This window comes from Xenorhabdus griffiniae, from assembly GCF_001028135.1.
In the GTDB taxonomy this organism is placed as follows: Bacteria; Pseudomonadota; Gammaproteobacteria; order Enterobacterales; family Enterobacteriaceae; genus Xenorhabdus; species Xenorhabdus bakwenae.
The window spans coordinates 19,259-45,468 of record NZ_LDNM01000007.1; the positions used below are offsets into that span (position 1 = coordinate 19,259).

General features: G+C 46.3%; 19 protein-coding genes. 9 read left to right on the forward strand and 10 right to left on the reverse strand.

Annotation, left to right across the window (positions count from 1 at the left end; all coding sequences use genetic code 11):
* Positions 1 to 73: 73 nt before the first annotated feature.
* The gene (locus tag AAY47_RS02185; protein WP_047766609.1) at positions 74 to 1,777 is read right to left on the reverse strand and encodes an ArnT family glycosyltransferase; all 1,704 of its coding nucleotides are present in this window, start codon (positions 1,775 to 1,777) and stop codon (positions 74 to 76) included.
* Positions 1,778 to 2,142: 365 nt separating this feature from the next.
* Between AAY47_RS02185 and AAY47_RS02190 the strand changes: the two genes are divergently transcribed.
* The 3 genes from AAY47_RS02190 (at position 2,143) to rluA (ending at position 8,390) form a co-directional block, all read left to right on the forward strand.
* The gene (locus tag AAY47_RS02190) at positions 2,143 to 4,485 is read left to right on the forward strand and encodes a DNA polymerase II (RefSeq protein ID WP_369813287.1); all 2,343 of its coding nucleotides are present in this window, start codon (positions 2,143 to 2,145) and stop codon (positions 4,483 to 4,485) included.
* A 219-nt stretch (positions 4,486 to 4,704) separates the two neighbouring features.
* Complete coding sequence (rapA, locus tag AAY47_RS02195) at positions 4,705 to 7,614, forward strand: RNA polymerase-associated protein RapA (protein WP_047766611.1); 2,910 nt, start codon at positions 4,705 to 4,707, stop codon at positions 7,612 to 7,614.
* 122 nt (positions 7,615 to 7,736) lie between these two features.
* Positions 7,737 to 8,390 carry a bifunctional tRNA pseudouridine(32) synthase/23S rRNA pseudouridine(746) synthase RluA gene (gene rluA, locus AAY47_RS02200; protein WP_047766612.1) on the forward strand — a complete coding sequence of 218 codons (654 nt, stop codon included), beginning with the start codon at positions 7,737 to 7,739 and terminating at the stop codon, positions 8,388 to 8,390.
* A gap of 6 nt (positions 8,391 to 8,396) precedes the next feature.
* Here rluA and djlA read toward each other — a convergent pair whose 3' ends face one another.
* The gene (gene djlA / locus AAY47_RS02205; protein ID WP_047766613.1) at positions 8,397 to 9,206 is read right to left on the reverse strand and encodes a co-chaperone DjlA; all 810 of its coding nucleotides are present in this window, start codon (positions 9,204 to 9,206) and stop codon (positions 8,397 to 8,399) included.
* A 182-nt stretch (positions 9,207 to 9,388) separates the two neighbouring features.
* Here djlA and lptD point away from each other — a divergent pair, with 182 nt between their 5' ends.
* The 6 genes from lptD to apaH all read left to right on the forward strand — a co-directional run bounded on the left by lptD (position 9,389) and on the right by apaH (position 16,146).
* Complete coding sequence (gene lptD, locus AAY47_RS02210; protein WP_047766614.1) at positions 9,389 to 11,755, forward strand: LPS assembly protein LptD; 2,367 nt, start codon at positions 9,389 to 9,391, stop codon at positions 11,753 to 11,755.
* 64 nt (positions 11,756 to 11,819) lie between these two features.
* Positions 11,820 to 13,121, forward strand: a complete 1,302-nt coding sequence (gene surA / locus AAY47_RS02215; RefSeq protein WP_047766615.1) for a peptidylprolyl isomerase SurA — start codon at positions 11,820 to 11,822, stop codon at positions 13,119 to 13,121.
* Entirely contained in the window at positions 13,111 to 14,103 is a 993-nt protein-coding gene (pdxA, locus tag AAY47_RS02220) for a 4-hydroxythreonine-4-phosphate dehydrogenase PdxA (RefSeq protein WP_200897720.1), read from the forward strand. The genes surA and pdxA overlap by 11 nt, the downstream gene beginning before the upstream one ends.
* Positions 14,096 to 14,911: a 16S rRNA (adenine(1518)-N(6)/adenine(1519)-N(6))-dimethyltransferase RsmA gene (gene rsmA, locus AAY47_RS02225; RefSeq protein ID WP_047766617.1), complete on the forward strand. Its 816-nt coding sequence runs from the start codon at positions 14,096 to 14,098 to the stop codon at positions 14,909 to 14,911. Before pdxA ends, rsmA begins: the two co-directional genes overlap by 8 nt.
* Positions 14,912 to 14,947: 36 nt before the next feature.
* Complete coding sequence (apaG, locus tag AAY47_RS02230) at positions 14,948 to 15,325, forward strand: Co2+/Mg2+ efflux protein ApaG (RefSeq protein WP_047766618.1); 378 nt, start codon at positions 14,948 to 14,950, stop codon at positions 15,323 to 15,325.
* A gap of 2 nt (positions 15,326 to 15,327) precedes the next feature.
* On the forward strand, positions 15,328 to 16,146 hold the full coding sequence (gene apaH / locus AAY47_RS02235) for a bis(5'-nucleosyl)-tetraphosphatase (symmetrical) ApaH (RefSeq protein WP_047766619.1): 819 nt from the start codon (positions 15,328 to 15,330) through the stop codon (positions 16,144 to 16,146).
* Between the two features lie 67 nt (positions 16,147 to 16,213).
* Here apaH and folA read toward each other — a convergent pair whose 3' ends face one another.
* The 8 genes from folA to nudF all read right to left on the reverse strand — a co-directional run bounded on the left by folA (position 16,214) and on the right by nudF (position 26,115).
* Entirely contained in the window at positions 16,214 to 16,699 is a 486-nt protein-coding gene (folA, locus tag AAY47_RS02240) for a type 3 dihydrofolate reductase (RefSeq protein WP_047766620.1), read from the reverse strand.
* Positions 16,700 to 17,044: 345 nt separating this feature from the next.
* A complete protein-coding gene (ftsP, locus tag AAY47_RS02245) occupies positions 17,045 to 18,466 on the reverse strand; it encodes a cell division protein FtsP (protein ID WP_047766621.1) in 1,422 nt (473 codons plus the stop codon).
* A 259-nt stretch (positions 18,467 to 18,725) separates the two neighbouring features.
* Positions 18,726 to 19,457, reverse strand: coding sequence for a 1-acylglycerol-3-phosphate O-acyltransferase (locus AAY47_RS02250; RefSeq protein ID WP_047766622.1), 732 nt, complete (start codon positions 19,455 to 19,457; stop codon positions 18,726 to 18,728).
* Positions 19,458 to 19,648: 191 nt separating this feature from the next.
* On the reverse strand, positions 19,649 to 21,904 hold the full coding sequence (gene parC, locus AAY47_RS02255) for a DNA topoisomerase IV subunit A (protein WP_047766623.1): 2,256 nt from the start codon (positions 21,902 to 21,904) through the stop codon (positions 19,649 to 19,651).
* Between the two features lie 52 nt (positions 21,905 to 21,956).
* The gene (gene parE, locus AAY47_RS02260; protein ID WP_047766624.1) at positions 21,957 to 23,852 is read right to left on the reverse strand and encodes a DNA topoisomerase IV subunit B; all 1,896 of its coding nucleotides are present in this window, start codon (positions 23,850 to 23,852) and stop codon (positions 21,957 to 21,959) included.
* A 73-nt stretch (positions 23,853 to 23,925) separates the two neighbouring features.
* A complete protein-coding gene (gene yqiA / locus AAY47_RS02265; protein ID WP_047766625.1) occupies positions 23,926 to 24,534 on the reverse strand; it encodes an esterase YqiA in 609 nt (202 codons plus the stop codon).
* On the reverse strand, positions 24,534 to 25,376 hold the full coding sequence (gene cpdA / locus AAY47_RS02270) for a 3',5'-cyclic-AMP phosphodiesterase (protein WP_047766626.1): 843 nt from the start codon (positions 25,374 to 25,376) through the stop codon (positions 24,534 to 24,536). The genes yqiA and cpdA overlap by 1 nt, the downstream gene beginning before the upstream one ends.
* 97 nt (positions 25,377 to 25,473) lie before the next feature.
* Positions 25,474 to 26,115: an ADP-ribose diphosphatase gene (gene nudF, locus AAY47_RS02275; protein WP_047766627.1), complete on the reverse strand. Its 642-nt coding sequence runs from the start codon at positions 26,113 to 26,115 to the stop codon at positions 25,474 to 25,476.
* Between the last annotated feature and the right edge of the window lie 95 nt (positions 26,116 to 26,210).

Consider the following 26,210-nt stretch of genomic DNA (forward strand, 5'->3'; position numbering starts at 1 on the left):
GGCCTACATTTTAAGCACAAGACGCCCCGGTAATGGGGCGCTAATCAAAAGAATAAGAGTAATCTAATATAAATTACCCATTGTCCTTTATATCACCCAACACCACTTTCTTATAAACAACTAAATTCTCTTTATCTCGAGTTGGTCTATGCCCATGCCAAAATAGCGCCATTCCTTCGGGGGCGGGTGCTATTTCTTCGGATAATACAATCAGCCAATCACACTTTTCAGGCGCTTCAAATTGACGCTGCTGTTGATGCAAAACACGGGCAAAATAATAAAGCATTGGCGCTTCGGATTCCCCAATATAATACGACGCCATACAGTCATTATCTTTATACACTCCCGCCAACTTCTGTTTTAAATCAAGAAATGCCCCTTGATATCCTTTGGTGTAATCAATCCAGCCAACAAATAGCGTGAAGACTAATCCCCAAACGGTGGCAATACCCAAAACCCAATTTTGGGCAGCACGCAAGGCGGGTGATTGAGAGAGAAACCAACTTTTAGCTATCCATACCGCAGTGATCAAGGCAGCGGCAACAACGATAAATCCCGAAAAATGCATTTGATAATCCATTGGCAACCAGCGGCTAAATGGGGTTAACCAATGTTTATAATCAGTGGAAAGGGACAAAAAATAACAAGCCCATAAAAATACAATCAGGACAGACCAAAATAGGGAAGAAAATAGGGTTAAATATTTATAGATTATTTGCGGTATTTTAATGAATGCTCCTGTTGCCAGGATCGCCATAGGGGCAATAAAGGGCAGTAAATATAATGCACGGCCAGAAGCCGACATTTGCAATAGAACAACCCCTAAGATAACAAAGGCAGCACACAAGAAATAATGTTTATCCGACAGAATTTTAATTGGATTTGTCAATATAAAGAGAAAAGCCAATATTCCTGATGGCAGGGCAAACAACAGCACCGCCTCAGGGATCATAGTCAGATTCCCCCTTGCGCCCAGATCTTCAACAGAAAAACCTAAAAAGCGACCGATATTGTTATCCCAAATCCAGATTTTAAATAAATCAGGATGTTCAATAAGTAACATGACAGGCCACGGCAGGATTAAAACCAACGCAATAATACCCGACAATAAAGCCCTTAGCCAATATTGTTTGGTTCGGCAATGTTTAAGGAAAACGGGCGCCAAAACCAGGCAAATCCATAATAATCCCGGAATAAAGACCCCTTTTGATAAGAGTGTTACAGCCGTACCGATGATCAACCATAAACAGGCGTAGCCTGTTTTTTCGTTTTTGATTAATCCCAGTAAACCATATAATCCGATAGTTGTTCCTGTTATTAATGCGGTATCAGTAAACATATCATGGCTGTGGCGAACTAATCCGGGAGCACTGGCATACAAAGCAAAAGCTATCCATATTCGACTGTCGGTGAAGTTTTTGACATCAAATACGCGACGCGCCAACAGAATAAAAAAGGAAAAATTGATCACTGAAAAGAATAAAGAGGCGGTTCTGGCTGCATCGTGCATCGGAAGCCAATGGGATAACAAATGAATAAATGAAGTCGCTGTCCAATAATACAAGGGGGGCTTTTCCATAAAAGGTTGCCCGGCATTCATGGTGACCAACCAATTCCCTGTTTCATACATGGTATGAATAATACCAAAACTGTAATTTTCATCTTGTTTCCAAGGGGTATGTCCATAAACGCCCGGCAACAAATACAGCAGAGTAAAAGCAGTAAATAACAGTAAGGCTTTGATATCTGTTTGAGTCAATTTATTGGGGTTATTCATCAATATTTACCAGATTCAATTAATGTTTCATTTTCTCAGTAAAAAAATCGATAGAATATTAGCCAATTAATAATAACAACAAAAGTGACTTACTTACTGAGAAATAATAAATCTCTCTGATAATTTAAAATAGTTAATATTTCTCTGGTAAAAATCAAATTATTATCTACCAATCCAACTTGAAATGTGAGGGGTATAAATAATGTTTTTATGGCGTTATTAATTAATAAAATAATAAATCATCATAACTATGAAAAGCAATCCAACACAAAATACTGTATAAATAACCATATTCAATGCTATGATTGAAATGATCCCGATAACACTAAATAGGGTTGGTTTCTCATAAGAGAAAGATTATGCAGATAAATCACGTTGAACAGGGTTTTATCCTGACCCGCCACTGGAAAGATACCCCATTGGGTATCGAGCTGGTGTATTGGCTGGCGACAGAATCGGGTACACGCCGCGTGACTATTCCTCACCAAAAAGCAGTTGCCTTTGTTCCCCAACGTGATCTGCATAAAGTAAAATCTTTACTCACACAAGAGCGGCACTGTGAATTAACCGCATTGCCATTGAAAGATTTCAATCGTCAGCCTGTTGCGGCGCTGTATTGTCTGCATTACCGCCAATTGCAACATCTGGAGAAAATTTTCAGGGAACAGAATATTCCCCTCTACGAAGCCGATATCCGTCCACCCGACAGGTTTATGATGGAGCGCTTTATCACTGCTCCGGTCTGGTTCAGCCAGAAACCCGACGGTAGTTACCAGATGAAACCCAACCCCACCTATTGGCCAAATTTGAAATGGGTGTCACTGGATATCGAAACCAGCCAGCATGGTGAGTTGTATTCCATTGGTTTGGCGGGATGCGGCGAGAAAATTGTCTTTATGTTAGGGCCAGCAACGGGTAACCAACTGGATCTTGATTTCAAGCTGGAATATGTAGCCAGTCGTCCGATGATGCTGGAAAAACTCAACGAATGGCTGGCACATTATGATCCTGATGCCATTATTGGCTGGAATCTGGTGCAGTTTGATTTGAGGGTGTTACAGCAACATGCTGAACGCTATAACGTGCCGTTAAAATTCGGCCGCAATCAGACTTTGCTCGAATGGCGAGAACACGGTTTCAAGCCAGGGCACTTTTTCGCCTCAGCAGAAGGCCGTTTGATTATTGACGGCATTGATGCACTGAAAACCGCAACCTGGAATTTTCCTTCTTTCAGCCTTGAATATGTGGCACAACAACTTCTGGGGGAAGGAAAAGCCGTCGATAATCCTTATGATCGCATGGATGAGATCAACCGCCGCTTTCAGCAAGATAAACCTGCCCTCGCCCACTATAATTTACAGGATTGTATTCTGGTTAATCGTATCTTTGAGAAAGCAGATTTGATGGCCTTCTTATTGGAACGCGCCACAGTAACAGGATTAGCAGTAGATCGCAGCGGCGGATCGGTCGCGGCGTTCACGCACCTTTATCTGCCTAAAATGCACCGTATTGGCTATGTTGCGCCCGTCCAGCCAACGTATTCCGATGATAACAGCCCCGGCGGTTTTGTGATGGATTCGTTTCCGGGATTATACGATTCGGTGTTGGTGCTGGATTACAAGAGCCTTTATCCTTCGATTATTCGCACGTTTTTGATTGATCCGGTCGGGATGGTTGAAGGCCTTGCCAACCCTGACAATGAACACGCTGTCCCCGGCTTTCGGCAGGCATTTTTTTCCCGGACACAACATTGCCTGCCGGATATCGTCACCCAAATCTGGCAGGCGCGCGACAAGGCCAAACAGCAACAGAATGCGTCCCTTTCTCAAGCCCTGAAAATTATTATGAATGCCTTTTATGGCGTGCTCGGTGCTTCTGGCTGCCATTTTTTTGATCCTCGCCTGACTTCATCAATTACGATGCGCGGCCACGAAATCATGCACCAAACCCGTGAGCTAATCGAATCACAAGGCTATCAGGTGATTTATGGCGATACGGATTCCACGTTTGTCTGGCTAAAATGCCCCCATTCAGAGGATGAAGCCTGCCAAATCGGGCATTATTTGGCACAATTTGTCAGCCAATGGTGGCAAAACCATCTCAAAACCGAATTCAATCTTGAAAGTACGTTGGAGCTGGAATTTGAGACACATTATCGGCGTTTCCTGATGCCAACGGTACGCGGGGCAGAGCAAGGTAGCAAAAAACGTTATGCCGGATTAAGCGGTGATAAGGTGATTTTCAAAGGATTGGAAACAGTAAGGACTGACTGGACACCGCTGGCACAAATATTCCAGAAGGAACTGTATACTCTGATTTTTCAGCAAAAATCCCATCAAAATTATATTCGTGAATATCTTGCCAAGACGCTGGCAGGTGAATTTGATGATCGTCTGGTTTATCGTAAGCGGTTACGCCGTAAGTTGTCTGATTATCAGCGCAATATCCCTCCCCACGTTCGGGCAGCGCATTTGGCTGATGAGTATAATCAATTACATAATCGCCCACTACAGTACCAAAATGGTGGCTGGATCAACTATGTCATCACCCAAGCAGGCCCTGAGCCATTAGAAAACCAAACCTCTGCCCCCGATTATGAACACTATATCAATAAGCAATTGAAGCCGATTGCTGACGCTATCTTGCCCTTTATTCAAGATGATTTTATGCCTCTGCTGACAGGGCAAATGAGCATCTCTTTCGAATAATGGTTATTTTTGCAGGTGACGGCTTGCTCGGCTTCAATTAACATATCGCCCCTCTAATGGGCCATTGTACTTTTGTGATCCCTTTTATCAAAAAACAGGCGTTGTAAAGTGCAATTGAAAACTATCCCTATCGATAACCAATAACGATCGATATCCAACAAAAGCAGCCATCCTGCAACCATAAATAATATTGTCTAACAGAAAACTGAGCCAAAATTTATGCCATTTACTCTTGGTCAACGCTGGATAAGCGATACAGAAAGCGAACTTGGATTAGGAACAGTCGTGGCGCTTGATGCGCGCATGGTAACGTTACTCTTCCCTGCCAGCGGAGAAAACCGCCTTTACGCACGCAATGACTCCCCCATCACCCGTGTTATGTTTAATGTGGACGATACCGTGACCAGTCACGAAGGCTGGAAGCTCAAGATTAATGATGTCCAACAAGATAATGGCCTGCTGATCTATGTTGGTACGCGTCTGGATACGGAAGAAGAAAATACCTGCTTGCGGGAAGTTTTTCTGGATAGCAAGCTGACGTTTAACAAGCCACAAGATCGTCTGTTTGCAGGCCAAATTGACCGCATGGATCGCTTCGCTTTGCGTTTTCGCGCCCGTAAGCACCAAAGCGAACAGTTCCGTCTGGCAGAAAGCGGGCTGCGGGGTATTCGTGCCAGCTTGATCCCTCACCAATTACACATTGCCAATGAAGTGGGCAAGCGACACGCGCCTCGGGTATTACTGGCGGATGAAGTCGGATTAGGTAAGACCATTGAAGCCGGGATGATTATTCATCAGCAATTAATGGCCGGGCGGGTTGAACGTGTATTAATCATTGTGCCGGAAAGTTTGCAGCACCAATGGCTGGTAGAAATGCTGCGCCGTTTCAACCTGCGTTTTTCGCTGTTTGATGATGGCCGATATAGCGAAGCTCAGCATGACAGCGATAATCCATTCGAAACTGAACAGTTGATTATCTGTTCTCTGGATTTTGTTCGCCGCAATAAGCAACGTTTTGAACTTCTGCTGGAGGCAAGTTGGGATTTGATGGTAGTGGATGAAGCGCACCATCTGGCATGGAGCGAAAAATCCCCAAGCCGCGAATATCAAGTTATCGAACAATTGGCAGAACAGATCCCGTCTGTCTTATTGTTAACCGCGACACCAGAGCAGTTAGGGCAAGAAAGTCACTTTGCCCGCCTGCGCCTGCTGGATTCAAATCGTTTCCACGATTATCAGGCTTTCATTGATGAACAACAGAAATACCGCCCTGTCGCGGATACCGTGACGTTGCTGTTATCTGGTGAAACGCTGAACAATGACCAGCAAAATGCTATCGTCGAACTGATCAGCGAACAGGATATTGAGCCTCTGCTGAAAGCCGCAAACAGCAATCAGGATGGAGAGAGCGAAGATGCGCGGCGCGAACTGATCACCCTGCTGATGGATCGTCACGGCACCAGCCGCCTGCTTTTCCGTAACACACGTGGTGGTGTGAAAGGTTTCCCGCATCGTGAATTGCACGAGATCAAGTTACCATTGCCGACCCAATATCAGACGGCAATCAAGGTTTCTGAAATCATGGGGGCCAAAAAGACGGTGGAGTCCCGCGCCAAAGATATGCTCTATCCTGAGCGGATCTATCAGGAATTCGAAGGGGAAAATGCCACATGGTGGAATTTCGATCCCCGCGTAGAATGGCTGATGGGTTTCTTGATGGCAAACCGCGATGAGAAAGTGCTGGTGATCTGTGCCAAAGCAGAAACTGCGCTGCAACTGGAGCAAATTTTGCGTGAACGCGAAGGCATCCGCAGTGCCGTGTTCCACGAAGGTTTGTCCTTGCTGGAGCGGGATCGCGCCGCCGCTTACTTTGCATCTGCGGAAGAAGGCGCCCAAGTGCTGCTCTGCTCTGAAATTGGCTCAGAAGGACGTAACTTCCAGTTTGCCAACCAGCTTGTCATGTTTGATTTGCCATTCAACCCTGATCTGCTGGAACAACGTATCGGTCGTCTGGATCGTATCGGTCAAAACCGTAATATCAAAATCAGTGTGCCTTATCTGGAAAACACGGCGCAATCCATTCTCCTGTGCTGGTATCACGAAGGGCTGGATGCTTTTGAGCATACTTGTCCAACCGGCCGCTCTATCTATGACCAGTATTATGAAACCCTGCTTAATTTCCTTGCCAAACCTAATGAACAAACGGGTTTCAGTGAGTTTATTGCTGAATGTCGCGGGCATCATGACAAGCTTAAGCAGCAATTGGAACAAGGACGTGACCGTCTGCTGGAGATGAACTCCAACGGTGGCGAGCAAGGCCAGAAGCTGGCAGAAAAGATTGCGGCACAAGATAACGATACCGATTTGGTGAATTTTGCCCTGAATCTGTTCGATATTATTGGCATTAATCAGGAAGATCGCTGCGACAATATTATTGCTCTGCATCCATCCGATCATATGCTGGTACCTGATTTCCCTGGGTTACCACAAGATGGCTGCTCGATTACGTTTGACCGTGAAAAAGCCCTCTCCCGCGAAGATACTCAGTTCCTGAGCTGGGAACACCCCATCATTCGCAATGGCCTGGATTTAATTCTGTCGGGGGATACAGGAAGCTGTGCTGTTTCCATCCTGAAAAACAAAGCACTGCCAGTCGGGACGCTGTTGGTTGAGTTGATTTACGTTGTTGAAGCTCAGGCACCGAAGCACCTGCAATTGACCCGTTTCTTGCCACCAACGCCAGTGCGCCTGTTGTTGGATCTGAAAGGCACAAATCTGGCTCCTCAGGTGGAATTTGAAAGTTTCAACCGCCAGCTAAACGCTATCAACCGCCATAATGCCAGCAAGCTGGTTAACGCAGTACAGAAAGAGGTTCATGCTATTTTGCAACAATCTGAGCCGCTGATTGAAGCGCAAGCGCGTGCGTTGATTGAAAAAGCAAAAAAAGAAGCGGATGAAACGCTGTCGGCTGAATTGTCACGTCTGGAAGCCCTGAAAGCGGTTAACCCGAATATCCGTGATGATGAACTGGAAGCAATTAGCGCCGAGCATAAGCATCTGCTGCTCAATCTTGATCAGGCCAACTGGCGTCTGGATGCGATCCGTTTGGTGGTTATTTCTCATCAATAAACAGCCACCAATAAACAGGCATCAATAAACAGACAGCAATAACCTGTCATCCGGTAAACTCAGGGGCGCTTTCCGCAAGATGCCCCTGGGTATCCCATTTTTTCCGACCCATAGGAGCCACTATGCTGGAGTCTTATCATCCCCCGACAGATCCTTGGTTATATGTGCTGTATCAGGATGAGCACATTATGGTTGTCAATAAACCCAGTGGATTGCTTTCTGTGCCGGGTAAAGCAGAAGAGCACAAGGACAGTATCATGACGCGGATACAGGCTGAATTTCCTACCGCCGAATCCGTCCATCGATTGGATATGGCTACCAGCGGTATCATGGTTGTGGCGCTGACTAAAGCCGCCGAGCGTGAGTTGAAACGCCAGTTCCGTGAACGTGAACCGAAAAAAATCTATCTCGCGCGGGTATGGGGAAAGCTGGAGCAGGAAAAAGGCTTGGTGGATCTGCCCTTAATCTGCGACTGGCCGAATCGCCCAAAACAAAAAGTCTGTTTTGATACGGGCAAATCCGCACAGACTGAGTATCAGGTACTGGAATATGAGTCCCAGGCTACACGGGTCAGGCTCGCCCCCATCACAGGGCGCTCTCATCAGCTTCGCGTGCATATGCTGGCACTTGGTCATCCCATTCTGGGAGATAATTTCTATGCTCATATGCAGGCAAGGGAAATGGCACCTCGCCTGCAATTACATGCTCAGGAACTGTTTATTACTCATCCGGCTTATGGCACACCCATGCATTTTGAGTGTAAAGCCGAATTTTAACGAGCGCTATTTAAAGCCCCGCTCCTTTTTAATCAAATCGTAAGCCGACTGGATGGACTGCGTCTTTTGTTTCGCCAATTCCATCATTTCTGGTGGTAAACCTTTTGCCACCAGTTTATCGGGATGGTGCTCACTCATCAGTTTTCGATAAGCCCGCTTAATGGTGGTCGCATCATCCTCTTTGTTGACGCCCAAGACTTTACAAGCATCTTCCAATGTCGCACGCTGCTGCTCATGCCCCTGATGGGGGCCATATTGCTGGTACTGTCCATTGAAATGGCGGCCGCCTTCCATCATGGCAAGGAATTGTTCAAATTGAATACGGGAAATACCTAACTCTTCGGCAATGACAAACAGAACCTTTCTTTCATTGGGGTGCAGTTCGCCATCAGCAAATGCTGCTTGTAGCTGAATTTCCAGAAACATGCGGATCAGATCAGAACGGCCGAAGCAAGCACGGCGTAATTGTCGCATTGTTTCACGCAAAGGAAATTGAGACTGTTTGCCTTCACGAAACGCCTGCTGCGCGGAAAGCCGTGCCTCACCATGCAGTTGCATTCGGTTCATCAATTGGGTGGCAAGCCGGATATCCGTTTCTGTTACCCGGCCTTTTGCTTTGGTTAAATGCCCCAATACTTGAAAAGTACTGCGGAAAAACAGCGCCTGTCGGGTTGGGCCTTTCGTTGTTTTCCCCAATTTTTGCATCCTGATTTTGTCAAGGATGTGACCAAGCACTAAGCCAATCACTATTCCCCAAAAACCCGCACCAGATGCAATCCCAAATATCAATCCGAATAATTTTCCCCAATACTGCATATAGTCTTCAATTCCCCAATGCCCTGAGCGCAATTTTGCATTATCATACTATCCATTAAGCTCTGTGCCTAACAACAAGATTAGCAAAGTTAAACTTTACTCTGGCGCATATCTCTCAACTACGTTAGTCTCTGAGCGTTTGCCGGCACGATGCCACTGATGACGGAACCGCATAAACATCTATGAATAAATGTTATCCTACCCTGCTGGCCACAATGGTATGGGCAGCACTTTATAGTCAGCAGGCCCATGCTGACCTCGCAGCACAATGTATGCTGGGTGTCCCTGTCTACGATAAGCCGATTATCACAGGCGACCCTAATAAACTGCCAGTTTATATTCAGTCCGATGATTCTCACGGTGAATATCCCAATGCGGCTGAGTTCATTGGCAATGTGAATATCCAACAGGGAAATAAAACACTGATAGCCGATAAGGTTCGGCTCGAACAGACACAAGAGCAGGATAAAGAACCTGTGCGCACTGTTACCGCAGTGGGTAATGTCAGCTACGATGACCCTCAGATCATTTTGAAGGGGCCACGCGCCTGGGCGAATCTGAACAATAAAGATACCGACGTGGAACAAGGCAAGTACCAGATGGTTGGCCGTCAAGGACGTGGCAGCGCAGACAAGATGATGCTGCGTGATGAAAACCGCTATACCATCATGAATAATGGGATATTCACTTCCTGTCTGCCCGGTAATGATAGCTGGAGTGTCGTGGGTTCTGAGGTCATCCTTGACCGTGAAGAAGAAGTCGCCGAAATCTGGAATGCCCGTTTTCGGGTTGCCAATGTGCCGGTGTTTTATACGCCCTATTTGCAATTACCCATCGGGGATAAACGCCGTTCTGGTTTCTTAATTCCGAATGCCAGTTTTTCCAACAAAGATGGCTTCCAATTCCTGCTGCCATATTATTGGAATATTGCCCCCAACTATGATGCCACGATTACTCCGCATCTCATCACGATGCGGGGTTTGAAGCTGGATAATGAATTCCGTTATTTAACCAAAGCAGGGGCAGGTACAGTTGCGCTGGATTGGATTGGGCGTGATCGTCTGTATGAAGAGGATAAAAGACTCAATGCCAGACCTGAGCGGGATAGCAACAGCCGCTGGTTGTTCTACTGGAATCACAGTGGCGTCATGAATCAGGTTTGGCGTTTCAGTGCTGATTATACCAAAGTCAGTGATCCGAACTATTTCAGTGATTTCAACTCACAATACGGTTCCAGTACCGATGGCTACGCCACTCAGAAATTCAGTATTGGCTATGCTCAACAAAACTGGAATACCACACTGACAACCAAACAGTTCCAAATCTTTACCCCCAGTGATAGGGGAAAAGCTTACCGAACAGCACCTCAGTTGGATTTCAACTACTATAAAAATGATTTGGGACCCTTTGATTTTCGTACTTATGCCCAAGTCGCCAAATTTACCAGTGTAGGTAACCGGTGGCCGGACGGAACACGCTGGCATCTGGAGCCGTCCATTAATTTACCAGTCTCCAATGGTTGGGCGAGCATCAATAATGAATTTAAATTGATGGCAACCCATTACCAACAGGATCTTACTGAAACAACGAAAGCCAACTCTGAGATACCTGCACTGGAAAGATCAGTCAATCGTGTCCTGCCGGTATTTAAATCAGATGCGAAGATGGTGTTTGAACGCGCCATGTATCTTAACCAGAATTATACCCAGACACTGGAGCCACGCGTTCAATATCTCTATGTGCCTTATAAGAATCAAAACAACATCAATAACTTTGATTCTTCCCTGCTGCAATCGGACTATACCGGGCTGTTCCGCGATCACTTCTACAGCGGCTTGGATCGCATCTCGTCTGCTAATCAATTTACCACCGGCGTGACCACCCGTATTTATGATGAAGATTTGGTTGAACGTTTTAGCCTGTCCGTAGGTCAAATCTACTACTTTGAACGTCCACGTACCGAAGATGCTGGGTCTGTTTCAGGTAGCAAAGATATCATCGGAAACAAAAAAGGCACGGGGGCGACAACCTGGGCTGGAGATGTACACTGGAGAATCAATGATTCCTGGGGCATCAAAGGCGGGCTGCAATATGATAATCGTCTGGACAGCTTCACTATGGGTAATGCCGTGATGGAATACCGTCATGATACTGACCGCATGTTGCAGTTAAGCTACCGTTTTGTTGACCGCGATTATATTCAAGCCACACTCAAGGGAGGTGCGCCTGCTTATCAGCAAGGAATTTCTCAGATTGGTATGGTGGCAAGCTGGCCATTGTCAGATCGTTGGGCATTTGTCGGGGCTTATTACTACGATACCAAAGAGAAACAGCCAGCAAACCAGATGGTCGGTTTGCAATACAACACCTGCTGCTGGGCAGTCAGTGTAGGTTATGAACGCAAGATCACCGACTGGCGCTTCGACAGTAGTCAATATGACAACAAATGGTCATTCAATATTGAACTTCGTGGCTTAAGTAACAATCATAGTTTAGGTAGTCAGAAAATGTTGCAGCAAGGTATTCTTCCATACCAACGTGCATTCTGATACCGATAAACGCAATGTAAACAAAATAACCCCGCCAAGGCGGGATTGATATGATGGGAAATGTATGAAGAACTGGAGATCGCTCATTTTCGGATTGATGTTTTCAGTAAACTCTGTCGCAATGGCTGCTCCACAAGAGCTGAATAAGGTCGCCGCCGTTGTTAACAACGATGTCGTACTGGAAAGTGACGTTAACAGCCTTTTACAATCCGTTAAACTCAATGCAAAACATGCAGGCCAGCAATTACCGGATGAGAAAACATTGCGTCACCAAATCCTTGAGCGCCTGATTATGGATGATATTGTTCTGCAAATAGCAAACCGGATGCAGCTAACTATCCCAGATCAAGCCTTAGATTCTGCGCTCGCGAATATTGCGGCTCAAAACCACTTGAGCCTAGCTCAGTTACAACAAAATCTGACCGCAGAAGGGATGAGTTTTGATACCTACCGTAATCGGATCCGCAAAGAGATGATGATTGCAGATGTACGTAACAATGAGGTACGCCGCCGCATCACTATCCTGCCACAGGAAGTTGATTCACTGGCTAACCAAATCAGCAACCAAGACAGTCAGGACTATGAGGTAAATCTCAGCCAGATCCTGATCCCTCTGCCGGAAAACCCAAGCCAGGAGCAGGTAGAAAAAGCGGAAACCACGATCAAAAAAATCTTGTCTGAACTCCAGAATGGCGTGGATTTCGGCAAATTAGCCCTCTCCTATTCTGGTGATGCCCAAGCCCTGAAAGGGGGAAATATGGGTTGGAACAAACCGCAAGAATTGTCATCCCTGTATGCTGCACAGCTCAAGTCTGCCCATAAGGGGCAGATTATTGGCCCAATTCGTTCCGGTGTTGGTTTTCACATTCTGAAAGTGAATGACATCCGTGGTGGTCAGATGTCAATTGCCGTCACCGAAGTGAATGCCCGCCATATTTTGCTGAAAACATCACCGATTATGAATGACGAGCAGGCACGCAACGAGTTGATGAAACTCAGGGAAGAGATCTTAAGCGGCAAAACTTCATTCGAAGCAGCAGCAAAAGCGCATTCAGAAGATCCAGGTTCAGCCATGCGTGGTGGAGAACTGGGTTGGAATTTGCCGAGTGCTTACGATCCTGCTTTCCGGGATGCGTTGATGAAGCTGCAAAAAGGTGAGATCAGCCAGCCTGTTCACTCCTCTTTCGGCTGGCACTTAATCCAACTGCTGGACAGCCGCAAAGTTGACAGAACAGACGCCGCACAGAAAGATCGTGCCTACCGCCTGCTGTTCAACCGTAAATTCAATGAAGAGGCACAAAACTGGGTGCAGGAATTACGCGCCTCTGCTTATGTGAAAATTTTAGATGGCAACGATGCTCAATAATAAACCCATCGTCATTACCCCCGGCGAACCTGCCGGGGTTGGCCCTGACTTAGTCATTGCCTTGGCGCAAAAAGAATGGCCTGCCCAACTGGTTGTTTGTGCCGACCCAGAGCTGATGCTCTCCCGGGCTGAACAATTGAATTTACCTCTGCAACTGCAAACTTATTCTCCAGAACACATTTCGTTATCACAAGCAGCCGGAACCTTAACCATCCTGCCCGTGAATCTTCACGCCCCGACGATTGCAGGGGAGTTAAACCGGAAAAATGGTCTCTACGTCACGGAAACCTTAGCAAGAGCCTGCGATGGTTGCCTGAATGGAGAATTTTCAGCATTAGTGACAGGACCTGTACATAAAGGTGTCATTAATGATGCAGGCGTGCCTTTTATCGGACATACTGAGTTTTTTGCTGACCACAGCCAATGCTCAAGGGTGGTCATGATGTTAGCAACGGAAGAGCTACGGGTCGCGCTGGCAACCACGCACCTGCCGATTCTGGATGTCCCCAACGCAATTACGTTTGACTCCTTGCGGGAAGTGATCACCATTCTTAATCATGATCTAAAAACCAAATTCGGTATCCCCCGTCCCCATATCTATGTTTGCGGTCTGAACCCTCATGCCGGTGAAGGCGGGCATATGGGGCATGAAGAAATAGATATCATCATGCCTGCTTTAGACAGTCTGAGAGCAGAAGGGATATGGCTGGAAGGTCCATTACCTGCGGATACCCTGTTCCAACCCAAATATTTAGATCATGCTGATGCCGTGCTTTCAATGTATCACGATCAAGGGTTACCCGTGTTAAAATACCAGGGGTTTGGCAGGGCCGTGAATATTACGTTGGGACTGCCATTTATCCGAACTTCTGTCGATCATGGCACAGCACTGGAGCTGGCGGGGACAGGTCACGCTGATGTGGGTAGTTTTATCACCGCATTGAATCTAGCAATTAAAATGATACAAAACAGTAATGAATAACAAAGTCCACCAAGGGCACCATGCCCGTAAACGTTTCGGGCAAAACTTTTTAACCGATAAATTTATCATTGATAGTATTGTCAATGCAATGAACCCACAGGTCGGCCAAGCCATCGTGGAAATCGGCCCAGGTCTGGGGGCACTAACCGAGCCAGTGGGTGAACGCATGGATAAGATGACTGTCGTCGAGCTTGACCGTGATTTAGCGGCCCGTCTGCACGTCCACCCCAAACTGAAAGATAAACTGACAATCATTCAGCAAGATGCAATGACCGTTGATTTTGGGCAGATAGCCAAAGAACATGGGCAATCCCTGCGTGTATTTGGTAACTTGCCGTATAACATCTCTACGCCGTTAATGTTCCATCTTTTCAGCTATACTGATGCTATCGCTGATATGAGCTTTATGTTGCAGAAAGAAGTTGTGAATCGTCTTGTCGCAGGGCCTGACAGTAAAGCCTATGGACGCTTAAGTGTGATGGCACAATACTACTGTCAGGTAATCCCTGTTCTTGAAGTACCGCCAACAGCATTTACACCCGCGCCAAAAGTGGATTCTGCTATTGTGCGTTTGATCCCACACAAGAGTATGCCTTATCCTGTTCAGGATATTCGTATGTTAGCCCGGATCACAACGCAGGCATTTAACCAACGGAGAAAAACGATCCGCAATAGCCTTGGGAGCCTTTTTTCTGTTGAACAGTTAACTGAATTGGGTGTTGATCCAAACACGCGGGCTGAAAACATCTCTGTCGAGCAATACTGTAAGATGGCGAACTGGTTATCATCTCAACCTGAAATTGCCTAAACAAATAAACAGGCGTTGCAGCAACAGGAGGTCTCTATGCTCAATGAACCAAGAATTCATATTCAAGTACAAAGTACTTACGTAGAAAGTCAATCACAGCCGGAACAACAACGTTTTGTGTTTGCTTATACTGTATCAATTCGCAATCTTGGGCATTCCCCTGTGCAACTTATCAGCCGTTACTGGCGCATTACCAACAGTGATGGTCACCTAACCGAAGTTCAGGGTGAAGGGGTTGTGGGAAAACAACCTTTGATCCCACCGGGAACAGAATATCGCTACAGCAGTGGCGCTATTTTGGAAACACCGCTGGGGACAATGGAAGGCCATTATCAAATGATTGATCATGATGGCCGTCCGTTCCGTGTCACCATTCCCGTGTTCCGGCTGGCTATTCCATCACTGATAAATTAATTATGGCTACATACCTTATTGGCGATATTCACGGCTGTTATCGTGAATTTCGCGCCTTGTTAGAACAAGTCAATTTTAATTCCAGTGAAGACACTTTATGGTTAACCGGCGATTTGGTCGCTCGTGGCCCTGATTCATTGGCGGTACTTCGCTACATTAAGCAACTTGGCTCCGCAGTTAAACTGGTATTGGGCAATCACGATCTGCATCTGTTGGCGGTTTACGCTAAGATCAGCCGCAATAAGCCGAAAGATTTGCTGGATGAATTACTCGCGGCACCGGATGCCAATGAATTAATAAATTGGTTGAGAAAACAGCCAATGCTGCAAATCGATGAAGAACTGAAACTCGTCATGGCACATGCAGGGCTTACCCCACAATGGGATCTGGAAACAGCCAGAATATGTGCCCGTGAAGTGGAAGCCATTCTTCGCAGTGACAGTTATCCCTTGTTTCTCAATGAGATGTATGGGGATATGCCGAATAATTGGACGCCAGAGTTAAGCGGACTTGCTCGATTACGTTACAGTACTAATGCGTTGACCCGCATGCGTTATTGTTTTCCACATGGGCAATTGGATATGAGCTGCAAATCCAAACCGGAAAATGCCCCTGCCCCGCTAAAACCCTGGTTCGCATTACCGCGCCGCATTCCTGAGGACTATTCCATCGCCTTTGGTCACTGGGCAGCCCTGGAAGGTCAAGGCACACCCGCTGGCATCTATGCTCTGGATACGGGGTGTTGTTGGGGAGGTAAATTGACCCTGCTTCGTTGGGAAGATAAGCAGTATTTCAGCCAGGAGCCATTACCCAAATCATAAGGCTGATAAATAATAAACCTGCCTGTGACACTGGAGTGCCCCAAGGCACTCCGCACGTAAGATTAACTCACTCTCGACGTTCCAGAATTTCAAAACAATAGCTATGAGAATTGTTTTCATCTGCATCGTGGTATTCGGTAAACGTTGAATTCCATTCATCAGGTTCATAATCAGGGAAATACGTGTCACCAATCACTTCTGCATCAATGTGAGTCAGATACATACGATTAGCCAGAGGAATAAATTGCTCATAAATTTGCCCTCCTCCCATCACCATCACTTCGTTAACATCGCTGGCAGCTGATAAAGCAGCTTCGATAGAGTTAACCCAAGTCACCCGATCATCATTTACAGGTTGACTGCTAATCACGATATTCAGGCGCCCTGGCAAAGGACGGCCAATTGATTCATAAGTCACTCGCCCCATTACAACCGGCTTTCCGAGTGTATTGTGTTTAAACCAGGCTAAATCACCCGGCAAAGTCCACGGCATGGTATTTTCCATACCGATAACCCGATCCATAGCCATCGCAGCAATCAAGCTGATAATCATTAAATCACCTTACAGCTAAGTAGTATGAAAATTTTGGACACTATACGGAAAGGGTTACTCTCAGTCGATAAGATTAGCCATTTATCCAAACAAATAGTGAGTTTGCCCGTGAATTGTTAAACAATCCGTTGTTTAACACATTATTACTTAACAAGCAGGCAGAAAAATAACAACTTCATTCAATTTGACAGAATATCTATCTATACTCGATAAACTTCAAGTTACAATCCGCAAGACGACGCGAGGCCTTATATTTCCCCGCTGCGTGGGGAAATATAACACGCATCTTGAAGTTGGCTTGGTATAAAACAGAGCCAGAAACGAGTAACAGAGCAAAGATTTCATTTAAAAACCAGCAGGATTAACAATTAACTGCCCGGCAACCCCACGATCTGCCATCTCCAATATCTGGCTGTAATACATGAAAGGAAAATGATCATAAGACGGCTGCATCATATTAACCAGCAACTCAGCACGATTATCAATCCAAACGGTATCTTTCCAACCATAATCCTGTGGCTCCGGACGATTACCATTCAGGCTGATGATCTTAAATCTTACCCCTTCAATATGGAAAGGCTGGGGCACTGACGTTGTGACTATCCAACGTTCCCACGCGCCTTGTTGGCTTGTGATATCGATTCGGTGCTCATTCAGCCGTGAGCCATTAATCCCTTGCGAATAATCGCCCAAATCAATCTGACGACTTTGAATGGTAGAGTTGATCTGCGGATTATCGACGATAAGTTGAGCCGGGAGTTGATCTGTCACCAAAGGAAGTAATCCGCTGGCTTTTAGGGTTAATACCGTCGTTGACAACAGTTTGGTCGAAGGCTCAAACAAGCCTTTCAAACGATCGATGACACCAGCGGACTCTCCCGCCGTAACGGTAACACTCTCTACTTTCGACATATCAATCAAGACTTCTCGCCGTTCTCCCGGCGCAAGTGATAATAACTGTACCGTTACGGGAGCAGGCAGCAAGCCTTGATCAGTGGCAATCATGTAGAAAGGATGCCCATCACTGAGTTGCAATTGATATCGACGGGCATTAGATGCATTCAGGAAACGTAACCTGACCCAACCTCTGGCAACCTCCACAAAAGGATTTTCGACACCATTCACCACCAAGGTATCACCAAGAAAGCCTTGATTAGCTGACGGTTTATATTGCGGTACACCAAAATTATCCAACCGCTTATCTTGCAAGATAACAGGAAAATCATCGACACCATAATGTCTGGGTAAAGGCAGGCTGCGGCTACTTTCATCTTCCACCAGCCACATACCCGCAAGACCGGCATAAACATGCCGTGCCATGCGATTTGGGGTATTGGCATGATACCAACAGGTTGTTGCAACTTGATCTATCGGGATAACCGGCGACCAGCTTTCCCCCGGTGCCATCAAACGCGCTGAACCTCCCATCAAGGTTCCAGGCACCAGTAATCCCCCGACGGTCATTGAAACCGGTTCAGATAATCGATTGCTATAGATCAGTTTGACATCATCCCCCCGGTGAACCCGAATAGTTGGTCCCAAATAATGTCCGTTGATGCCCCAGACTTGAGCTTTATTATGACCGTTAAATGACCAGGTGGCTTTTTGTATGGCTAAAAACAGGGGTTGCCCTCTGCGGGATTCCAGTAAGGGAGGGAGCGGCAATTTGGTTTGTTGATTTTTGTTGGCCCGAACGACAAAAGGAAGCGCCCCTAAACACATAGCCAACCCAGAAGCCTGAATAAATTGGCGCCGACTCAGTGACATACTTTCTCCACAGAAGGTCTCCACAGAAGGAATAATCTCTTTACGATAAAAATAATTCCCACAACCCGAATCGCAATTCCCAATGATTGCCTGATTCAAATAATTGCAGGGATGAATACCCTGAATTGTGGCTATCAGGATTTATTATTCTATCGATTGCGTTTAATAAAAACGTTAATTTATTAAACGCAATCATATCGTGAACAGGAGAAAATTTCTAAAATTATTGAAAAATTATAGTGATAATCAGCCCAACTGGCTACCCACGCTGATTAAGTACCTCGACTTCTTTATCCAATTCTTCAATTTTCGTTTTCATCATTTGTCGGCAGTGTTCTGCCAATTCACGAACCTGATCTTTGGTATATTTCGTGGTATCAATCGGGGGCAACATTTCAACAATGACGGTGCCATTATCCCAACGATTTAGTTTTATTTTATCGTGTGTTGTCGAAACACAGACCGGTACAATAGGTGCACCGGCTGTAATGGCGGCATGAAAGGCGCCTGTTTTAAAAGGCATCAACCCACGCCCCCGACTGCGCGTTCCTTCTGGAAACATCCAAACCGAAACCCGATTTTTTCTGATCTGATCGACAACCTGTGAAATCGTGCCATGGGCTTTTGTCCGATTATTCCTGTCGATCAAAATATTACCTGTCAGCCAATAAATCAGGCCAAAGAAGGGAATAAAGACCAGGCTTTTTTTGCCCACGGTGACTGTACGTGGCTGCACCGCATTCGACATCGTAACCATGTCGTAATTATTTTGGTGATTGCCGATATAAATACTGGGTCCATATTCCCGAGCTTCCTTTGGAATACGTTCCTGCAACTTAATGCCAAGCACTTTATGCAATTTGCCAAACGCATGCCCGAAAGTCATAACATGACGTGGGTTGCGTGGGCTGAATAAACAGTAGGTACATCCAAAAATAAAGATCAGTATCACAAACAGAATAACAATAATTCCCCGAATGATTGCTAGCATAGCGGCCTCTTGTTGAAAGGCCAGTGCATTCCATTCATTACACTGGCCTAAAATGACGATTTATACTCGATAAACTTCAAGTTGCAATCCGCAAGACGACGCGAAGCCTTATATTTCCCCGCGCAGCGGGGAAATATAACACGCATCTTGAAGTTGGCTTGGTATATACCTTTTATCCTGCAATTTGCAGCTTAATTGCTTGTATTACAAACCACGTCAATGCGTTCAACACGCTGTAACCCACGAGGCAGGGACGCTCCCTTGCGCCCTCTCTCTGCCCTGAATTTCTGTAACTCCTCAGGGCGAAGCAGTAATTTGCGTTTGCCAAAGTAAAGCGTGATAGAAGATTGTGCTGGCAATACCCGTAACCAAGTCAACATATCTTCGCCTGATGCAGCCTGTGCCGCCGGGATGGAAACAATCTTATTGCCCTTACCCTTTGAAAGCTGTGGCAGATCAGACACCGGGAACATCAACATACGACCCGCTTTGGTAAGCGCCAGTAACATATCATCCTGTTCGTTGTTAATCTCCAATGGCTGCATTACTTTGGCATTTTCAGGCAAAGTAATCATGGCTTTGCCCGCCCGGTTCTTGGCGATCAATTCACTGAAAGTACAGATAAAACCATACCCCGCATCAGATGCCATCACGAATTTCTGGTCTTCTTTCGCCATCAAAAGATGCTCAACTGATGCCCCTACCGGCAACGCCAGTTTGCCCGTTAATGGTTCTCCCTGCCCTCTGGCTGATGGCAAATCCAGCGGATCAAGGGAATAACTACGCCCGGTGGTATCAATAAAGACCACAGGCTGGTTACTCTTGCCACGCGCCGCACTGCGGAAGCTGTCACCCGATTTGTAATTTAAGCCAGCCGGATCAATCTCGTGCCCTTTCGCACTACGTACCCAGCCCATCTCTGACATAATGACAGTAATCGGCTCAGACGGCAGGATGTCGTGATCACTCATGGCCTTCGCTTCCGTGCGCTCTTTGAGCGGCGAGCGACGGTCATCACCGTAGCTTTCTGCATCGGCAATAATTTCTTTTTTCAGTAACGTATTTAACTTACGTTCAGAACCCAAAATCGCCTGAAGTTTATCGCGTTCTTTCGCCAACTCATCCTGCTCACCACGGATTTTGACTTCTTCCAGTTTCGCCAAATGACGCAATTTCAGTTCAAGAATGGCTTCTGCCTGCGTTTCGGTTAAGTCAAAACGCTGCATCAATACTGATTTCGGTTCATCTTCATGACGAATAATATGGATGACTTCATCAATATTAAGATAGGCCACCAGCAAACCTTCCAGAATATGCAAACGCTTAAGCACTTTTTCCAGACGGTGATTCAAGCGATTACGCACGGTTTCGCGCCGGAAAACCAGCCATTCATTGAGGATCTCAACCAATCCCTTAACCGCAGGACGGTTATCCAGACCGATCATGTTGAGATTGATACGATAGCTTTTTTCCAAATCGGTGGTTGCAAACAAGTGGTTCATTACCTGCTCAACATCCACGCGGTTAGTACGGGGAACAATCACCAAACGGGTTGGATTTTCATGATCAGATTCATCACGCAGATCATCTACCATCGGCAACTTCTTCGCCCGCATCTGGCTGGCAATTTGCTCTAATATCTTCGCACCAGATACCTGATGAGGCAAAGCCGTGATCACGACGTTACTGTCTTCTTTCGACCAAATCGCCCGCATCCGCACCGAACCACGGCCATTTTTGTAGATCTTGCGGATATCTTCTTTTGGCGTGATGATCTCAGCTTCTGTCGGGTAGTCCGGCCCTTTGACATATTCCATCACCTCATCAAGCGATAGATCTGGCTTATCCAGCATGGCAATCAGTGCATTCACGACCTCACGGGCATTGTGTGGTGGGATATCGGTCGCCATACCGACAGCAATCCCCGTGGTGCCATTGAGCAAAATATTGGGCAGACGTGCAGGCAAACACTTAGGCTCCTGCAATGTACCATCAAAGTTTGGCACCCAAGCTACGGTTCCTTGCCCCAACTCAGACAGTAACAATTCGGCATATTTGGACAAACGGGATTCGGTATAACGCATCGCCGCAAAGGATTTTGGATCATCCGGGGCGCCCCAGTTACCTTGTCCATCGACTAACGGATAGCGGTATGAGAAAGGCTGAGCCATCAAAACCATAGCTTCATAACAAGCCCCATCGCCATGTGGATGATATTTACCAAGAACATCACCGACAGTACGGGCAGATTTTTTAAATTTGGCGCTGTTGCTCAACCCAAGTTCTGACATCGCATAGACAATACGACGCTGAACAGGCTTTAAGCCATCACCGATAAAAGGCAACGCCCTGTCCATGATGACGTACATGGAGTAATTCAAATAGGCATTTTCAGTGAACGTGTGGAGTGGCTGACGCTCCACACCGTCGTGAGTTATCTCACTCATGTAATAATTTCCTCAGGATCTGTATTGACTATCTTTGCGCTCAATTCATGCGCTAAATTTCGATATTGATGGAATCGCCCTTCTCTTGCAGCCAATTACGGCGATCTTCTGAACGTTTCTTCGCCAGAAGCATATCCATGACAGAGAGGGTTTCTTGATAATTTTCATCGTCGATAGTCAATTGCACCAGACGGCGAGTGTTAGGATCTAACGTGGTTTCACGCAACTGCATTGGGTTCATTTCACCCAACCCTTTAAAGCGCTGAACGTTCGGCTTGCCCCGCTTGCGGCTCAAACGATCCAAAATGGCGCTTTTTTCCCCTTCATCCAGCGCATAATGTACTTCTTTACCGAGGTCGATACGATACAGCGGCGGCATTGCCATGTAGACATGCCCACGTTTCACCAATGTCGGAAAATGACGGACAAACAGGGCGCACAGCAATGTAGCAATGTGCAATCCATCAGAGTCTGCATCCGCCAGTATGCAAACTTTGCCGTAGCGCAGTTGGCTCAAATCTTCGCTGTCTGGATCGATACCAATTGCAACCGAGATATCATGAACTTCCTGCGAAGCCAGCACTTCATCCGAAGAGACTTCCCATGTGTTCAGGATCTTTCCGCGCAGCGGCATGATCGCCTGAAACTCACGATCACGGGCTTGCTTGGCAGAGCCACCCGCAGAATCCCCTTCCACTAAAAACAGTTCAGTAATATTGAGATCTTGCGCAGTACAATCTGCTAATTTACCCGGCAAAGCAGGGCCATTAGTCAGCTTTTTGCGTACCACTTTCTTCGCCGCCCGCATTCTACGCTGCGCACTGGCAATCGCCATTTCAGCGAGTTGCTCTGCATCTTGAATATGCTGGTTCAACCACAAGCTGAATGCATCTTTTACCACACCGGAAACGAAAGCTGCAGATTGGCGGGAAGAGAGGCGCTCTTTGGTTTGGCCGGCAAATTGCGGATCTTGCATTTTAAGGGATAGCACATAAGCACAGCGATCCCAGATATCATCGGCAGAGAGTTTAACCCCACGTGGCAATATATTGCGGAACTCGCAGAATTCACGCATGGCGTCCAACAAACCTTGACGCAAGCCGTTCACATGGGTGCCGCCTTGTACCGTTGGGATCAAGTTGACGTAACTTTCCGTCAATAAATCCCCGCCTTCCGGTAGCCAGAGTACTGTCCAGTCAACCGCTTCAGTATCTCCGCTTAATGTGCCGACAAAAGGCGCTTGTGGCAATGTGACCAGCCCGTTGACGGCTTCCAGCAGATAATCTGTCAACCCGTCGGCATAACACCATTTCTGTTCGGTATCGTTGAGTTTGTCTTTAAAAACAATCTCAACCCCCGGACACAGTACCGCCTTGGCCTTCAGCAAATGCGTCAAACGGGTGGCAGAAAAACGGGGCGTGTCGAAATAGCTTTCATCTGGCCAGAAATGGACACTCGTTCCGGTATTGCGTTTGCCACAACTGCCGATGACTTCCAATTCTTGTACTTTTTCACCATTTTCAAAGGCAATTTGGTGTACCTGACTATTACGACGAACAGTCACCTCCACACGCTTAGAGAGGGCGTTAACCACCGAGATCCCAACCCCATGCAGGCCACCAGAGAATTGGTAATTTTTATTGGAAAATTTGCCGCCCGCATGCAGGCGGGTCAAAATCAATTCAACAGCAGAAACTTTTTCTTCAGGATGGATATCAACCGGCATACCACGGCCATCATCTATCACTTCCAGAGACTGATCGCTGTGAAGGATTACTTCAATATGCTTCGCGTGACCAGCCAGAGCTTCGTCCACACTGTTATCGATCACTTCCTGTGCCAAATGGTTCGGGCGGGCTGTATCCGTATACATTCCGGGACGGCGACGAACTGGCTCCAGGCCACTGAGGACTTCAATGGCCTCTGCGTTGTAACTAGATTGAGTCATGTTGTAATTCTGTCGGTTGCTTCATTATTAGAGGGCCAATCAGTATTGATCTACTGTTGATAATACCAGTCGTTTACCTATTTTTGGCAATTTTTTTACTATTGCCACTGGTTAACCCCAAGAAGTCAATGATTTGAGGGAAATAATATTCGAAGCCAATAAAAGCATGATTCCCACCAGATTCAACTGTCTGCCGGCACTGCATCAGGTAAGCAACGGCTTGGCGGTAATCGAGCACCTCATCCCCTGTTTGCTGCAATAACCAAATAAGATCAGGTGATTCCAGCGGGTCAATGTGCATCACTTTGAGATCATGTATATGGCCTGGTTCGAGAGTATAGCGCTCTTCGGTATAGGGATTCACGTTTTCCCCAATATAATTCTGAAACAAGTCGAAAGGACGTACCGCAGGATTGACAACCACAGCGGGCAAACTAAAACATTGGGAAAGCCAGATAGCCAGATAACCGCCCAGGGAAGAACCCACCAGCCCGATGTTTTCACCGGCGTGTTCCATCACCAGTTCTTCCAGTAAGATGGCTGCATCTTCAGGATACGGGGGTAATTGCGGCACCAACATGTCAATTTCAGGATGCTGTTGGTGTAACCACGTTTTCAACGCATTCGCTTTCGCTGATTGAGGAGAACTATTGAAACCGTGTAAGTAGAGTAACGTCGACATTAATATCCGTCCGAATTTAAATCCGGGCAAAACTCGTTACTCTTAAGCCTGTGAACCTGTGTCTGCAATTTCGCGTCTTTATTGTTGCCAGCCACAGACAGTTCGAGATAACGCCACCCCGGAGCCACTGTATCAAGCATAAAATTAGTACAATGTGGCTTAAATTGCACACAGGTTGATGGGGTTGCCATAACGCGAATGCCGTTCCACATTTCATCAACTTCTTGGTGGATGTGCCCACACAGCATGGCTTTCACCTGGGTTTTTCCTTTCAAACACGCTGATAATTCGGGAGCATTACGCAAACTGTGCTGATCCAGCCATGTGCATCCAGACGGAATCGGGTGATGGTGAAGCATAATAATTGTGTGGCGATCACTGTGCTCATCCAGGCATTTTTTCATCCACTCAAGCTGATAATCCGTCAATTCACCATGAGGAACACCTTGCACTTGACTGTCCAGCATAATCAACTGCCAATGCTGTCCGATAACTATCTGCTTGGAAGGTGAAATACCTGCTGCTGCCAACGTGTCAACCATCGCGGGTTGATAATCGTGATTACCGGGTAACCAAACACAAGGTGCAGATAAACGGGCAATGCCCTCAGCAAAATGCTGGTAAGCATTGATGGTCTGATCCTGTACCAGGTCACCTGTCGCCACTATCAAATCAATATCGAGATTTTGCTGTAAAATCCTATCTAATACAGCATGATAACTGCGATAGGTATTGACTCCCAGCAATGAGTCTCCCTTATTAGCAAAAAGGTGCGTGTCGGTAATTTGCAGTATTCTGGCTGTGGCACCTTCTGCCACAGGTACTTCAAGCAGGCTTTCCAAAGGGTTTCCTTTTCCTATCGATCATAAGGATTATTTTAACGTGTCTTGATGCAAAAGATCTGCTGGCTGGGGCACACTTCCCATTTTCCAACATAAATCAGGAATGATTATCCAACCACTTTTTCCTAAGTTTTTCATGGTTCAATGCCAGCCACTGTATTGCAATAACTGAAGCCGCATTATCAATAATGCCCTCTTCTACCCACTGATAGGCTTGATCGCGACTCACAACCAGAACGCGAATATCTTCATGTTCACCTTCCAGACCATGAACCCCTGACGCGGTGGTGGCATCAACTTCACCGGCAAAGATATGCATGCGCTCTGTCGTACCACCTGGGCTGGAAAGATAACTTAATGCAGGCTGGCAGCGCTTAACCTCAATCCCTGCTTCTTCCACGGCTTCACGACGGACGACCTGTTCAGCGTCTTCTCCTTCTTCGATCATGCCGGCAATCACTTCCAACAGCCACGGCGTATGACGGGTTTCAATCGCCGGAATACGGATTTGTTCAATCAAAACAACTTCATCGCGCACCGGATCATAAGGCAACAAAACGCCGGCATGACCTCGCTCAAAAACTTCACGTTTAATGATTTCACTCCAGCCACCGCGAAATAGGCGATGCTTGAATTGATATTCAGTCATTTTAAAAAAACCGCGATAAAGCGTTTTTTGAGAAATAACTTCGATATCTTGTTTAGTAAAAGTATATGGCGAGGCAAGGTTTTTACTCATAAAATGTCCTGATTAGTTTTTAAAATTTCCTATTATTAAAAGGTATTTTTTCATATTGATCTAAATAAATTCATTTTGATGATACAAACAAGCAG